This is a genomic window from Vibrio sp. OPT46 (assembly GCF_015163535.1).
Classification (GTDB): Bacteria; Pseudomonadota; Gammaproteobacteria; order Enterobacterales; family Vibrionaceae; genus Vibrio; species Vibrio alginolyticus.
The window spans coordinates 49,451-63,357 of the sequence record NZ_JADDYG010000774.1 but is presented as its reverse complement, the minus strand read 5'-3'; the positions used below and the strand labels follow the sequence as shown (position 1 = coordinate 63,357).

Annotated in this window: 15 protein-coding genes; 12 read left to right on the top strand and 3 right to left on the bottom strand. The window is 46.3% G+C overall.

Translation table 11 applies throughout. The annotated features are described in order from the left end of the window. The 10 genes from proB to pgpA form a co-directional block, all read left to right on the top strand. A partial coding sequence (gene proB / locus IQR33_RS27545) for a glutamate 5-kinase (RefSeq protein ID WP_193844229.1) occupies positions 1-936 on the top strand: 936 nt, incomplete at its 5' end. A 17-nt stretch (positions 937-953) separates the two neighbouring features. Next, on the top strand, positions 954-2,204 hold the full coding sequence (locus tag IQR33_RS27540; protein WP_104978847.1) for a glutamate-5-semialdehyde dehydrogenase: 1,251 nt from the start codon (positions 954-956) through the stop codon (positions 2,202-2,204). 206 nt (positions 2,205-2,410) lie between these two features. After that, positions 2,411-2,860: a transcriptional regulator NrdR gene (gene nrdR, locus IQR33_RS27535; RefSeq protein WP_005381578.1), complete on the top strand. Its 450-nt coding sequence runs from the start codon at positions 2,411-2,413 to the stop codon at positions 2,858-2,860. Between the two features lie 7 nt (positions 2,861-2,867). After that, positions 2,868-3,995 carry a bifunctional diaminohydroxyphosphoribosylaminopyrimidine deaminase/5-amino-6-(5-phosphoribosylamino)uracil reductase RibD gene (ribD, locus tag IQR33_RS27530; RefSeq protein WP_193837498.1) on the top strand — a complete coding sequence of 376 codons (1,128 nt, stop codon included), beginning with the start codon at positions 2,868-2,870 and terminating at the stop codon, positions 3,993-3,995. Between the two features lie 8 nt (positions 3,996-4,003). Beyond that, positions 4,004-4,657 carry a riboflavin synthase gene (locus IQR33_RS27525; RefSeq protein ID WP_005383626.1) on the top strand — a complete coding sequence of 218 codons (654 nt, stop codon included), beginning with the start codon at positions 4,004-4,006 and terminating at the stop codon, positions 4,655-4,657. Positions 4,658-4,830: 173 nt separating this feature from the next. After that, positions 4,831-5,940, top strand: coding sequence for a bifunctional 3,4-dihydroxy-2-butanone-4-phosphate synthase/GTP cyclohydrolase II (gene ribBA / locus IQR33_RS27520; protein WP_005381573.1), 1,110 nt, complete (start codon positions 4,831-4,833; stop codon positions 5,938-5,940). Between the two features lie 169 nt (positions 5,941-6,109). After that, on the top strand, positions 6,110-6,580 hold the full coding sequence (gene ribE, locus IQR33_RS27515; protein WP_005381572.1) for a 6,7-dimethyl-8-ribityllumazine synthase: 471 nt from the start codon (positions 6,110-6,112) through the stop codon (positions 6,578-6,580). Beyond that, positions 6,580-7,047 (top strand): transcription antitermination factor NusB, encoded by a 468-nt coding sequence (nusB, locus tag IQR33_RS27510; protein WP_005381571.1) that lies wholly within the window; start codon positions 6,580-6,582, stop codon positions 7,045-7,047. Before ribE ends, nusB begins: the two co-directional genes overlap by 1 nt. Before the next feature lie 78 nt (positions 7,048-7,125). Further along, positions 7,126-8,091, top strand: a complete 966-nt coding sequence (gene thiL, locus IQR33_RS27505) for a thiamine-phosphate kinase (protein ID WP_005381570.1) — start codon at positions 7,126-7,128, stop codon at positions 8,089-8,091. Between the two features lie 91 nt (positions 8,092-8,182). Further along, complete coding sequence (gene pgpA, locus IQR33_RS27500; RefSeq protein WP_031780838.1) at positions 8,183-8,689, top strand: phosphatidylglycerophosphatase A; 507 nt, start codon at positions 8,183-8,185, stop codon at positions 8,687-8,689. 46 nt (positions 8,690-8,735) lie between these two features. On the opposite strand, the gene dxs is transcribed toward pgpA, so the two are convergent. The 3 genes from dxs to xseB are packed head-to-tail and all read right to left on the bottom strand — an operon-like array spanning position 8,736 to position 11,770. Next, positions 8,736-10,601: a 1-deoxy-D-xylulose-5-phosphate synthase gene (gene dxs / locus IQR33_RS27495; RefSeq protein WP_005383623.1), complete on the bottom strand. Its 1,866-nt coding sequence runs from the start codon at positions 10,599-10,601 to the stop codon at positions 8,736-8,738. Positions 10,602-10,621: 20 nt separating this feature from the next. Then, the gene (gene ispA, locus IQR33_RS27490; RefSeq protein ID WP_042521208.1) at positions 10,622-11,506 is read right to left on the bottom strand and encodes a (2E,6E)-farnesyl diphosphate synthase; all 885 of its coding nucleotides are present in this window, start codon (positions 11,504-11,506) and stop codon (positions 10,622-10,624) included. 21 nt (positions 11,507-11,527) lie between these two features. Continuing rightward, a complete protein-coding gene (gene xseB / locus IQR33_RS27485) occupies positions 11,528-11,770 on the bottom strand; it encodes an exodeoxyribonuclease VII small subunit (RefSeq protein WP_005381566.1) in 243 nt (80 codons plus the stop codon). 263 nt (positions 11,771-12,033) lie between these two features. On the opposite strand from xseB, the gene pomA reads away from it, so the two are divergent. Both pomA and IQR33_RS27475 read left to right on the top strand, forming a co-directional pair. Next, on the top strand, positions 12,034-12,795 hold the full coding sequence (pomA, locus tag IQR33_RS27480) for a flagellar motor protein PomA (RefSeq protein WP_005381564.1): 762 nt from the start codon (positions 12,034-12,036) through the stop codon (positions 12,793-12,795). Between the two features lie 14 nt (positions 12,796-12,809). After that, positions 12,810-13,757 (top strand): flagellar motor protein MotB, encoded by a 948-nt coding sequence (locus IQR33_RS27475; RefSeq protein ID WP_005383619.1) that lies wholly within the window; start codon positions 12,810-12,812, stop codon positions 13,755-13,757. Positions 13,758-13,907: the final 150 nt, after the last annotated feature.

Sequence of the window (13,907 nt, the reverse complement as noted above, 5' to 3'; positions counted from 1 at the left end):
CTTGGTTACCCCGCATTGCCCAACGAGATGGCGAGTAAGCAGTTACTTGCCGCGGTGGGGCAGAGCCGCTTGATTCAAACATGGGAGTCTTTGTTTGGTATTTATGGTATCAAGATCGGCCAAATGTTACTAACCCGTGCCGATTTAGAAGATCGTGAGCGATTCCTTAACGCGCGTGACACTATTAATGCGCTCGTCGCGAACGATATTGTTCCTATCGTAAACGAAAATGATGCCGTTGCGACTAGCGAGATTAAAGTTGGCGATAACGACAACCTTTCCGCTTTGGTAGGCATTTTATGTGGTGCAGATAAGCTCTTGCTTTTAACGGACCAAAAAGGTCTGTTTACTGCTGACCCTCGTAAAGATCCGAACGCAGAGCTTATCAAGGAAGTAAAAACCATCGACGACACGCTGCGTAAAATCGCAGGTGGAAGCGGTACAACATTGGGTACTGGTGGTATGGCAACGAAGCTGCAAGCCGCAGACATCGCTCGCCGCGCAGGTATCGAGGTTATTATTGCTGCTGGTAGTGCGCCGAATGTTATCTTTGACTCTCTAAGTGCTGAACCTCAGGGCACGCGCTTCCTACCTTGCGCTGAAGCCTTAGAGAACCGTAAACGCTGGATTCTAGCGGGACCTGCGGCATCGGGCGACATCGTTATTGATGATGGTGCAGTCAATGCTGTGGTCGGCAAGGGGAGTAGCCTACTTGCTAAAGGGGTCATCAAAGTTAGTGGTGACTTCGCACGAGGCGAAGTGGCGCGTGTAACAAACGCTCACGGTAAGTTGGTGGCTCGTGGCATCAGCGCCTACTCAAGTGATGACCTAACTAAAATTACGGGCAAACACAGTAAAGATATCATCTCTATTTTGGGGCATGATTATGGCTCTGAGGTGATTCACCGCGATGATTTGGTCGTCATTCAGGAATAGAATTAGAGGGAAGCAAAGTGGATTTAACGAATATGGGTAAAGCTGCTAAAGATGCAGCTTTCGAATTAGCGACAGCGTCAACTGCGCAAAAGAACCAAGCATTAGCCATCATCGCTGATGAGCTAGAAGCAAACTCCGCTGCTATTTTGGCGGCAAACGCTAAAGACATCGAACTTGGCCGTGAAGCGGGTTTAACCGATGCGCTGCTCGATCGCCTTTTGCTTAATGAAGAACGATTGACTGCAATTGCGAATGATGTTCGCAACGTCATTAGCTTGAACGATCCTGTAGGCAGCGAAATAGACAGTAAGGTACTGGAAAATGGGATGTCACTGTCTCGTCGTCGTGTGCCGCTTGGTGTCGTAGGCGTAATTTATGAAGCGCGTCCAAACGTAACCATTGATATTGCAGCGTTGTGCTTGAAAACCGGCAACGCAAGCATTTTACGTGGTGGCAAAGAGACATTTTTCTCGAATATGGAATTAGTGAAGGTTATTCAGTCTGCGCTCGCAAAGGCGAACCTTCCAGCCGCTTCTGTGCAGTACATTGAAAAACCAGATCGTGAGCTTGTTTCTCAATTGCTTAAGTTGGACGATTACGTCGACATGATCATTCCACGCGGTGGTGCTGGCCTACACAAAATGTGTAAAGAAAACAGCACGATTCCGGTGATTATTGGTGGCTTTGGTATCAGCCATATCTTTGTCGACGAATCCGCTGATCTAGAGAAATCCCTGAATGTGGTTGAGAACTCTAAAGTTCAACGTCCATCTGCGTGTAACTCATTAGATACGCTGCTCGTGCATGAAAAAATTGCAGCGCAATTCCTACCAATGATCGTAGAGCGCATGAACGATAAAGTGACCTTCGTGACAGAGCCTAAGGCAAAAGCACTGATGGCTCAAGCAACACAAATTCGCGATGCTGTTGAAGGTGACTTTGATACGGAATGGTTGAGCTACACTCTTGGTGTAAAAGTTGTGTCTGATGTGAAAGATGCCATTGATCATATGCGTGTCCATAACGCGAGCCACTCAGATGCGATCATGACCAATAGTTTGGAAAACTCAGAACTGTTCATCAATTCTGTCGGTTCGGCGGCGGTTTATGTGAATGCTTCAACGCGCTTTACAGACGGTGCGCAATTTGGCCTTGGCGCAGAAGTCGCAGTATCTACGCAAAAGCTACATGCACGCGGTCCGATGGGCTTAGAAGAGCTAACTAGTTACAAGTGGGTTGGTAAAGCGAACTACTTAGCACGCAGTTAACACATTCGACGAGATCTTGAGTGAAAAAGGGGCCTTTGCGCCCCTTTTTGTTTTGTCTAACATACCAATTCCGCTACACTACATGAGCTTTTATTTCGGTTTGAAAGCGTTATACCCAAATAGCTTTAATAGAGTCCGTATAACCATGAACGCGTGGTTATCCGTGATTGCTCATGAGGTTATTTTGGTATAGATATGGAGGTGATATGCATTGTCCTTTTTGTTCCGAGAACGATACCAAAGTTATTGATTCCCGCTTAGTGGCTGATGGCCATCAAGTTCGACGTCGCCGTCAGTGCTTGGCGTGTAGCGAGCGTTTCACTACGTTTGAAAGCGCAGAGTTAGTGATGCCTAAAGTGATCAAATCGAATGGCAACCGTGAACCATTTGATGAAGATAAAATGGTTGGCGGTATTCAACGCGCTTTAGAGAAACGCCCAGTGAGTGCCGATTCTATAGAGTTAGCGATCAGTATGATCAAATCACAACTGCGTGCGACGGGTGAGCGAGAGGTTCCGAGTGAAATGATTGGTAATTTAGTCATGGACCAGCTCAAAGAGCTCGATAAGGTGGCTTACATTCGTTTCGCTTCCGTTTACCGAAGCTTTGAAGATATTCGCGAGTTTGGCGAAGAGATTGCCCGCCTAGAAGACTGAGTAGCTCATGACTCAACACACTCCTGAAAGAGCGTTTTCTGATTTAGATTTCGCCATGATGTCACGAGCTATTAAGTTAGCGAAACGTGGCATTTATACCACCGCCCCTAATCCAAATGTAGGGTGTGTCATCGTTCGTGATGAAGAAATTGTCGGTGAAGGCTATCACCATCGTGCTGGTGAGCCGCATGCCGAAGTGCACGCGATGCGCATGGCGGGTGAAAAAGCGGTTGGTGCAACCGCTTATGTGACGCTAGAACCTTGCTCTCATTACGGCCGTACACCGCCATGTGCCGAAGGGCTGATTAAAGCCAAAGTGGCACGTGTGGTTTGCGCCATGGTAGACCCAAACCCGAAAGTTGCAGGTCGCGGCATCCAGATGTTGCGTGATGCCGGAGTTGAAGTACAAATCGGCTTGTTAGAGCAAGATGCCCTTGCCCTTAACCCTGGTTTTATAAAGTACATGCGCACAGGCATGCCGTTTGTTCAATTAAAAATGGCAGCCAGTTTGGATGGGCAAAGCGCACTCAATAATGGTCAGAGCCAATGGATCACCTCCCCAGCGGCCCGCCAAGATGTGCAGCGTTATCGAGCAATGAGTGGTGGCATTCTTTCTACTAGCAAAACGGTGATTGATGATAATGCATCACTCAATGTGCGCTGGGATGACTTACCTAATAGTGTTCAAGCGCAGTATTTACAAGAAGAGCTTCGTCAACCAGTACGTGTAATCTTAGACCGTCAGAACCATTTAACTGATGCGCTCAAGCTGTTCCATACCGATGGAGAACGAGTTATTGTTCGCTCTGATGGAGACTGTATCCCTCTATTGGACAGCGCTGACCAAATTGACTTATCAACGACATTAAAACGTATCTCTGATGAGCACCATATCAATCACTTATGGGTTGAAGCTGGAGCTACGCTAGTGAGTGCGATGATAAAGGCTAATCTTGTAGATGAGCTCATTGTTTACCTTGCGCCAAAACTCATGGGCAGCGATGGTCGGGGGCTTATCGGTGCTTTAGGGTTAAGCGCTATGGCTGACGTCATAGATTTAAACATTACAGACGTTCGTATGGTTGGGGTAGACATTCGCATCACCGCCACCATAAAACGTAATGAAATTAGATAAGAAATAGTATGTTTACAGGAATAGTAGAAGCAGTGGGCAAGTTAGCTGCGATTACGCCGAAGGGCGAAGACATCACCGTCACGGTTGAAACGGGTACGCTTGATATGTCAGACGTTAAGTTAGGCGATAGCATTGCGACCAATGGTGTTTGCTTAACGGTAGTTGACTTCGGAAGCCACTATTACAGTGCTGATCTGTCATTAGAAACCTTGAAGAAAACTGGGTTTGCTGATTACCAAGTAGGCGATAAGGTGAATCTAGAAAAAGCCATGTTGCCAACAACGCGATTGGGTGGACATATCGTTTCTGGCCATGTCGATGGGGTTGGTGAAATTGTCGAACGCAATTCAGTTGGCCGTGCGATAGAGTTTTGGGTTGCAATGCCTGCGGAAATTAGCAAGTACGTTGCAGAGAAAGGCTCGATTACTGTTGATGGTATTAGCCTAACCGTCAACGACTTACGTAAAAATGCTTTTAAGCTGACGATCGTTCCTCATACGAGTGAAGAAACTACGATTGACCAGTTTCAAGTGGGGCGCAAAGTCAACTTAGAAGTTGATGTACTTGCGCGTTATATGGAGCGTTTACTGCAAGGACAACAAGAAGATAAGGCCGAGTCTCGTATCACGATGGACTTTTTACAGCAAAACGGTTTTGCATAAGTCTTGGGAGTGGCTGCGTGAGGCATGCGATAAAGAGCAGACTCACAGAACACCGCGAGATTCATTGACTTGCTTAATGCAAAGCTCAAACTATTGACCTAACTAGCATTCACTGCAACGTAATTTTTCATTGCTGTCGCAATAACAAATTTAGAATAACGGGATAACAGACTATGCCAATCAGTACGCCACAAGAAATTATTGATGATATTCGCGCAGGCAAAATGGTCATCCTAATGGATGATGAAGACCGCGAGAATGAAGGTGACTTGATCATGGCTGCCGAGCATATTACGCCGGAAGCCATCAACTTTATGGCAACCTATGGCCGTGGCCTGATTTGTTTAACCATGACCAAAGATCGTTGCGAAAGTCTAGGTCTGCCACCAATGGTGCAAGACAATAATGCGCAATACACCACCAACTTTACTGTTTCGATTGAGGCAGCAGAAGGGGTAACGACTGGTATTTCAGCCGCAGATCGCGCACGTACCGTTCAAGCAGCAGTCGCGCCAAACGCTAAAGCTGCGGATTTGGTGCAGCCTGGTCACATCTTCCCTCTCGCAGCTCAAGACGGCGGTGTACTGACTCGCGCAGGTCACACTGAAGCTGGCTGTGATTTGGCTCGTCTTGCTGGTTTAGAGCCAGCATCGGTGATTGTTGAGATCTTAAATGACGACGGCACGATGGCTCGTCGCCCAGATCTAGAGATCTTTGCAGAGAAGCACGGTATTAAATTGGGCACTATTGCCGACCTAATTGAGTACCGCAATAACACTGAGACAACGATTGAACGTGTGGCAGAGTGCAAGTTACCGACAGAGTTTGGCGAGTTCACGTTAGTCACGTACAAAGACACCATTGATAACCAAGTGCACTACGCAATGTGCAAGGGCGATTTGAAAGAAAAAGCGCCACTGGTTCGCGTTCATCTTCAAGACGTTTTTACCGACTTACTACGTAGCGATCGTAATGCAGAACGCAGCTGGACACTAGATAAGGCAATGAAACGCATTGGTGAAGAGGGCGGTGTACTGGTTGTTCTTGGCCATGAAGAATCGACCGATCTACTTATTCATCGCGTGAAGATGTTCGAAGCGCAAGACAAAGGTGAAGCACCAACGCTTGCTAAAAAACAAGGCACGTCTCGCCGTGTTGGCGTTGGTTCACAGATTCTTGCGGATCTCGGTGTACATGATATGCGTCTTCTGTCATCGACCAACAAAAAGTACCACGCGTTAGGTGGTTTTGGTCTGAACGTTGTTGAGTACGTCTGCGAGTAACAACCGAACAATAAGTTCCTAGTCTTTGACGTGCTTAACTCGTCAATGGCTAGGAGCCAGTGATTTGCCTCCAATTTCCATTAGATATTGCTCACAAATTTGTGCTAGAATCCGGCGATTCTCACTTGATGAACATATTTCACTTATAAATAGAGTTAAAGGAAAGCTTATGAAAGTGATCGAGGGTGGCTTCCCAGCGCCAAATGCAAAAATTGCTATCGTTATTTCTCGTTTCAACAGTTTTATTAACGAAAGCCTACTTTCTGGTGCGATCGATACACTAAAGCGTCACGGACAAGTAAGCGAAGACAACATCACGGTTGTGCGTTGTCCAGGTGCCGTAGAACTACCTCTAGTAGCTCAGCGTGTTGCTAAAACTGGCAAATTCGACGCTATTGTTTCTCTAGGGTCTGTTATTCGCGGTGGAACGCCTCACTTTGACTATGTTTGTAGTGAAATGAACAAAGGTCTAGCACAAGTGTCTATGGAATTCAGCATTCCAGTAGCATTTGGTGTTTTGACTGTTGATACGATCGATCAAGCGATTGAACGCGCAGGAACCAAGGCTGGTAATAAAGGTGCAGAGGCTGCACTAAGCGCACTTGAAATGATTAATGTACTATCTGAAATTGATTCCTAATGGGGGCCAGTGTGAAACCAGCCGCACGTCGTAACGCACGTCAATTCGCTCTACAGGCGATCTACTCATGGCAAATTACTAAAGAGAATGTTGCCAAGATTGAAGAACAGTTTTTGTCTGGCGACAAATACGATGAAGAAGAACTTCATGCATCTGAGCCAGCGCTTGCTGCTCCAGAGACAGACGTAGCTTACTTCCGTGAACTATTAAGCGGTGTTGTACTTAGCCACGCTGAGCTAGATAGCAAAATTCGTCCATACATTTCTCGTCCTATGCAGGATTTAGATATGATGGAACTTGCTCTTCTTCGCCTTGCTATGTACGAGATGACTCGTCGCGAAGATGTTCCTTACAAAGTTGTTATCAATGAAGCGATTGAACTTGCAAAAGTTTTCGCAGCAGAAGATAGCCACAAGTTTGTGAATGGTGTACTTGATAAAGCAGCACCTCACATTCGTAAGAAATAACGATTTCTTCAATGAAAAGGTCAGCACATGCTGACCTTTTTTGTATCAAAAGCTTTTACATCAAAAAGTAAGTGAATTATGTCTGGTGAATTTAATCTGATAGACAAATACTTCGTCGGTCGTCAGAGCCAACGTAAAGATGTCCATCTAGCCGCTGGTGATGATTGCGCTTTGGTCAAAGCGCCAGCTAATGTTCAGATTGCGATTAGCACGGATACATTGGTAGCTGGAACGCATTTCTTAGCCGACGCGAACCCAGCATGGGTCGCACACAAAGCATTGGCTTCTAACATCAGTGATTTGGCGGCGATGGGCGCAACGCCTGCGTGGGTGAGCTTTGCATTAACGATGCCTGAGCCAGATGAAGAATGGCTTGCACCTTTCTGTGATGCATTTTTCGAACTGGCTGATTACTATGGTATTCAGTTAATAGGCGGTGATACCACCAAAGGCCCATTGTGTCTGACACTGACGGTGCAAGGTTTTGTACCTGAAGACAAAGCGCTCACGCGATCCGGCGCCAAGCCTGGGGATTGGGTATACGTAACGGGAAACCTTGGCGATGCAAAAGCTGGCTTGGATGTGATTCTAGATGACTCTCTGCGCAGTAGAGCCGGCGCGGAAGCACTAGAGCGAGCTCATTACCTTAGTTCTCCGCGTGTGCTTGCTGGACAAGCTCTTGTTGGCTTAGCCTCTTCGGCGATAGATATTTCAGATGGTTTAATCTCTGATATTAAGCACATTTTACAGCGATCTCAGGTTGGAGTGAGTATTGATGTCTCTCAGCTACCGATCTCTTCAGAATTAGTCCAGTTTTTAGATGATAAGATCAGCGCGCAGCAGTATGCTTTAGCAAGTGGCGAAGAATACGAGTTGTGTTTTACCGTGCCGGAGCAAAATCGAGGCTCGTTACAAAGCGCTTTATCTCATACTGGCTGTAAGGTCACATGTATTGGTCAAATCCGACCAAATGGAACCTTCGAGCTGCATGATAACAATCAACCACTTGATTGGGACTTAAGTGGCTTCGACCACTTTAAATGATCTGAGCTAAGCTCTAGCCAAGAGCCTGTTACTATTGAGCAACTCACAGGCATGACGATTGAAACCAAACTAGCAGTATAGGTTTAAGGATATGACCAACCCTCTTTCTCTGATTTCATTAAAGAACCCGTGGCATCTATTGGCGACGGGTTTTGGCAGTGGATTATCCCCGTTTATCCCTGGAACAATGGGCACACTGGCGGCCGTGCCTTTCTTTTTGTTGTTGGCACAATTACCATTTACGGCGTATGTCATTGTTGTTCTGATTTCGTGTGTGATCGGCATTCAAATATGCCAAGTGACGTCTGCAGACATGAAGGTGCATGATCATGGTTCAATCGTATGGGATGAGTTTGCAGGCTTTTGGATTACGATGAGCATTGTACCTGCACTGAATATTCCACTCACTGAATGGAAGTGGTTGATCACTGGCTTCATCTTATTTCGTTTTTTCGATATGGTAAAACCTTGGCCAATTGGGTGGCTAGATAAGCGAGTTCACGGTGGGCTGGGTATTATGGTTGATGATATCGTGGCGGGAGTTATGGCCGGTGTTGCCCTGTTTCTAGTCGCAAAATATGCGGGCTGGATGAACTAAACACTGAACGTAAAAAAGGGATGCTATGAACATCCCTTTTTACATTCTATTTTGCTAAATAATCCAAGATGGATTTTTCAATTCCTTTTGCATCGAGACCAAGCTCTTCATGCAGTTCATCTTGTGTTCCCTGATGAATAAACTCATCTGGTAAACCTAGGTTCAACACAGGTTTAATGATTTTATCTTTCATCATGAACTCAACGACACCAGCGCCAGCACCACCCGCGATAACATTTTCTTCTAACGTCACGAGCACGTCATGATCTGCGGCTAGTTGACGAATCAATGCCTCATCGAGCGGCTTCACAAAGCGCATATCAGCAACAGTGGCGTTAAGGTATTCTGCCGCTTCTAGCGCGTTGCCCAAGAAAGTACCAAAGTTCAGAATAGCAACTTTTTCACCTTGGCGAACCATGCGCCCTTTACCGATTTCTAACGCCGTAAACTCAGTTTCGATTTCTACGCCCATGCCGCTACCACGAGGGTATCGAACCGCACTCGGGCCAGAATGCTTATGGCCAGTGTAAAGCATTTGTCGGCACTCGTTTTCGTCGCTTGGCGCCATGATCACCATGTTCGGAATACAGCGCATAAAGCTCAAATCGAACGCACCTTGGTGAGTTTGACCATCTGCGCCAACGAGACCTGCGCGGTCGATCGCAAACATCACTGGTAAGTCCATGATCGCGATGTCGTGGATCAATTGGTCATAACCACGTTGCAAGAAAGTCGAATAGATAGCAACGATTGGATGATCGCCCGCAATTGCCATGCCTGTTGCCAGTGTTACAGCGTGCTGCTCAGCAATCGCCACATCAAAGTATTGGTCTGGGTACTCTTTTGAGAAACGCACCATACCCGAGCCTTCGCGCATCGCTGGCGTAATTGCCATTAGCTTAGGATCTTGGGCCGCCATGTCACATAAAAAGTCACCGAAGATCTTTGAGTAAGTTGGCTTACCGCCACTGCTCTTCGGCAGACAATTATGCGTTGGATCGAATTTAGGAACACCATGGTAGCCGATAGGATCTTTCTCGGCAGGCTCATAACCTTTGCCTTTCTTGGTCATGATGTGTAGGAACTGAGGACCTTTGAGCTCACGCATATTTTTCAGCGTTTTGACGAGTTCATTGACGTCGTGTCCATCAATCGGGCCAATGTAATTAAAGCCGAACTCTTCGAACAGAGTACCAGGCACTACCATGCCTTTTAGGTGCTCTTCCGTACGGCGAACCAACTCTTTAATAGGTGGGACACCAGACAGCACTTTCTTGCCGCCTTCACGGATAGAAGTGTACAAGCTGCCAGAAAGTACTTTCGCAAGGTGGTTATTCAGGGCGCCGACGTTTTCTGAAATCGACATTTCGTTGTCGTTCAAAATCACCAACATATCAGGATGAACGTCGCCAGCGTGGTTCATGGCTTCGAATGCCATGCCTGCTGTAATTGCGCCATCACCAATCACACTGACGATTTTGCGACCTTTACCTTCTTTTTGTGCGCTGATGGCCATGCCAAGACCTGCACTAATCGATGTCGAAGAGTGGCCGACAGATAAGGTGTCATATTCACTTTCTTCACGCCAAGGGAAAGGGTGTAGACCATCCTTTTGGCGAATTGTTGGCATTTTATCGCGACGTCCGGTGAGGATTTTATGCGGGTAAGCCTGATGACCAACATCCCAGATCAATTTGTCGATAGGGGTGTTGTAAACATAATGCAGAGCGACAGTTAGCTCCACGGTGCCTAAGCCAGACGCTAAGTGTCCGCTAGATTGGCTCACTGAATTTAGCAGATACGTTCGCAGTTCATCACACAGATTTGGTAATGTTTCTTTCGGAAGAAGACGTAATTCTTCCGGTGTATTTGCTAACGCCAGTGTTGGGTACTTTGAAATATCAAGAGTCATATAAATGCGCGCTTATAGTGTTAATTTTTGCGCTCGATGACATATCGGGCGAACTCTTCGAGTAACTGAGTATTGTATGGGATAGCTTCCAATGCTTGAAGTGCTTCCTGTAACAGAGTGTGAGCTTTCTCTATGGCTCCCTCTAAACCCAGCAGGGAAGGATAAGTGCTCTTATTCAGACCTTGGTCGGAACCTTGAGGCTTACCCAGTGTTTCTGTGTCACTGATGATATCAAGAATATCGTCTTGAACCTGAAACGCCAAACCAATTGCTTTTGAGTAGCGCTCCAAGTGAGGTAGAACCTCGATACCTTTCTCACCAGCAGCTAATGCACCTAATTTTACCGCACAATCAATCAGAGCTCCGGTTTTTTTACGGTGTATCTCTTCCATTTCTTCAAGAGAAACTAGGCGATTTTCCGCGCCTAAATCTAAGGCTTGCCCTACACACATGCCGCTGGCACCAGAGGAATGCGCTAAGGCTTTGATCATATTGATGCGTTGAGCTTCTGCCGCCGAGCTTAATTGACCATCAGAAATAATAGTGAAGGCAAGAGTTTGTAGTGCATCACCTGTCAGTATTGCGGTTGCTTCATCAAACTTAATATGACAAGTTGGTTGACCTCGACGCAGTTCATCATCGTCCATGGCTGGCAGATCATCATGAATGAGTGAGTAGGCATGTATACATTCGATAGCAGCGGCGGGGGTGTCTAAGTCTTCAGGTTTACAGCCGAGCATTTGACCTGTGATGTAAACAAGAAAAGGGCGAACGCGTTTCCCACCTAGCAAAAGGCCGTATTTCATTGCTTGAATCAATGGCTGCTCTTGATATGGAAGCTGATCGAGCCACAAATTCAATTGCTGATTGTTTCTTTGTTGAAAAGACGTCAATGTCTGTTGCATCACATTGCTCACTACTGATTGTTATTCTGAATCTGGTTTGAAGTCACTCAGTGGTGCTTCATCATCTTCACTAAGAAGAATGCTCACGCGCTGTTCGGCGTCGCTTAATTTAGTTTGGCCTGCACGAGCTAAGGCAATGCCTCGTTCAAACTTACGCAGGGCATCATCTAGAGCAAGATCGCCATTTTCTAATTGATCAACCAAGCTATCAAGCTCTTCAATGGTTGCTTCAAAGGTCATGTTTTCTGGTTTCTTGACCGCCATCTTTTTTCTGCCTTAATCAAGCCTCGGGTAAGATGCACGAAAGTTACCTTAGCCTAGTAACTTGGTCAAATTTAACCTTATATAATTGTCACAAAATTAGCGTTCAACGAGTCTAAGCGATGAAACCCCATATTTTGGTTGAGGTTGTTAAGTGTAATTTGTGATCCATTAGCTAAGATTTTTCTAAAAATTCTGCGCGAGTTGTCGATACAGGTAATAATCCGCCCAATGGCAGTATTTGAGTATAGCGTGAGGAGTGCTTTGTGGATTTAGCAACCCTATTAGGTTTGATTGGTGGTTTTGCATTCGTCATTATGGCGATGGTGCTTGGTGGCAGCATCGGCATGTTTGTCGATGTCACGTCGATCCTTATTGTCGTTGGCGGCTCAATATTCGTCGTGTTGATGAAGTTCACAATGGGACAGTTTTTTGGTGCGACAAAGATTGCTGGCAAAGCCTTCATGTTTAAAGCGGATGAACCCGAAGACCTGATCGCAAAAATTGTGGAAATGGCCGATGCGGCGCGTAAAGGTGGTTTTCTTGCTCTTGAAGAGATGGAAATAAACAACACATTCATGCAGAAAGGCATTGATCTACTGGTTGATGGCCATGATGCCGACGTTGTGAGAGCGGCACTCAAAAAAGACATCGCGCTTACGGATGAACGACATACGCAAGGTACTGGCGTATTTCGCGCCTTTGGCGACGTTGCTCCTGCGATGGGAATGATTGGCACCTTGGTTGGTCTTGTTGCGATGCTTTCAAACATGGATGACCCTAAAGCGATTGGACCAGCAATGGCCGTTGCACTCTTGACCACATTGTATGGCGCGATCCTGTCCAATATGGTGTTTTTCCCTATTGCGGATAAGCTTTCTCTTCGCCGTGACCAAGAAACGCTAAATCGCCGTTTGATCATGGATGGCGTATTAGCGATTCAAGATGGCCAAAACCCGCGAGTGATCGATAGTTACTTGAAGAACTACCTCAATGAAGGTAAACGTGCCCTTGAGATTGACGAGTAACTTGGAGAGTAGTGATGGATGATGAAGATAACAAATGCGATTGTCCGCCACCCGGTCTCCCGTTATGGATGGGGACATTCGCGGACTTAATGTCGCTACTGATGTGTTTCTTTGTTCTTCTACTCTCGTTTTCTGAGATGGATGTACTGAAGTTCAAACAAATTGCAGGATCAATGAAATTTGCCTTCGGTGTGCAAAATCAGCTTGAAGTGAAAGACATTCCCAAAGGTACTAGCATTATTGCCCAAGAGTTTCGACCGGGTCGGCCGGAACCAACTCCGATTGATGTCATCATGCAGCAAACCATGGACATCACTCAGCAGACGCTCGAATTTCATGAAGGGGAGTCTGATCGAGCTGGTGGCACAAAACGTGATGAAGGCAAGTTAACGGGTGGGCAATCGCCAGAAACGTCAACTCAAAACAATGAATCTGCCGAAGCGGACATGCAGCAACAGCAATCTAAAGAGATGTCGCAAGAGATGGAAACCTTGATGGAAAGCATCAAGAAAGCCTTAGAGCGAGAGATTGAACAAGGCGCCATTGAAGTTGAAAACCTCGGTCAGCAGATTGTTATACGTATGCGTGAAAAAGGTGCATTCCCAGAAGGTTCGGCCTTCTTGCAGCCTAAGTTTCGCCCTTTAGTTCGTCAGATTGCAGAGCTAGTAAAAGATGTGCCAGGCATTGTTCGAGTATCTGGCCATACAGACAATCGACCGCTAGATTCGGAACTTTATCGCTCTAACTGGGATCTCTCTTCTCAGCGCGCAGTATCAGTCGCGCAAGAGATGGAGAAAGTGAGAGGCTTCTCTCATCAACGTTTAAGAGTACGAGGCATGGCGGATACGGAGCCCTTGTTACCGAATGATTCTGATGACAATCGCGCACTTAACCGACGGGTTGAAATCAGCATTATGCAAGGCGAGCCTCTCTACAGTGAAGAAGTGCCGGTAATTCAATAACTAGGCTTTAGTTTTAAGTCAGTAAAGAGACAAGAAAGCGAGCAGATTGCTCGCTTTTTTTGTTTTTCCAATCCGCTTGGGTGTATAATCTTGCGCCTTAAAAGTGAGCTCAGACTACTTTTTGTGACTGAAACGCGGTTTTACTGCGTA

Excerpts from the sequence above, each read along its gene's own strand:
- nrdR (WP_005381578.1), top strand. The coding sequence starts at position 2,411 with ATGCATTGTCCTTTTTGTTCCGAGAACGATACCAAAGTTATTGATTCC.
- ribD (WP_193837498.1), top strand. The coding sequence starts at position 2,868 with ATGACTCAACACACTCCTGAAAGAGCGTTTTCTGATTTAGATTTCGCC.
- IQR33_RS27525 (WP_005383626.1), top strand. The coding sequence starts at position 4,004 with ATGTTTACAGGAATAGTAGAAGCAGTGGGCAAGTTAGCTGCGATTACG.
- ribBA (WP_005381573.1), top strand. The coding sequence starts at position 4,831 with ATGCCAATCAGTACGCCACAAGAAATTATTGATGATATTCGCGCAGGC.
- ribE (WP_005381572.1), top strand. The coding sequence starts at position 6,110 with ATGAAAGTGATCGAGGGTGGCTTCCCAGCGCCAAATGCAAAAATTGCT.
- nusB (WP_005381571.1), top strand. The coding sequence starts at position 6,580 with ATGGGGGCCAGTGTGAAACCAGCCGCACGTCGTAACGCACGTCAATTC.
- thiL (WP_005381570.1), top strand. The coding sequence starts at position 7,126 with ATGTCTGGTGAATTTAATCTGATAGACAAATACTTCGTCGGTCGTCAG.
- pgpA (WP_031780838.1), top strand. The coding sequence starts at position 8,183 with ATGACCAACCCTCTTTCTCTGATTTCATTAAAGAACCCGTGGCATCTA.
- dxs (WP_005383623.1), bottom strand. The coding sequence starts at position 10,601 with ATGACTCTTGATATTTCAAAGTACCCAACACTGGCGTTAGCAAATACA.
- ispA (WP_042521208.1), bottom strand. The coding sequence starts at position 11,506 with ATGCAACAGACATTGACGTCTTTTCAACAAAGAAACAATCAGCAATTG.
- xseB (WP_005381566.1), bottom strand. The coding sequence starts at position 11,770 with ATGGCGGTCAAGAAACCAGAAAACATGACCTTTGAAGCAACCATTGAA.
- IQR33_RS27475 (WP_005383619.1), top strand. The coding sequence starts at position 12,810 with ATGGATGATGAAGATAACAAATGCGATTGTCCGCCACCCGGTCTCCCG.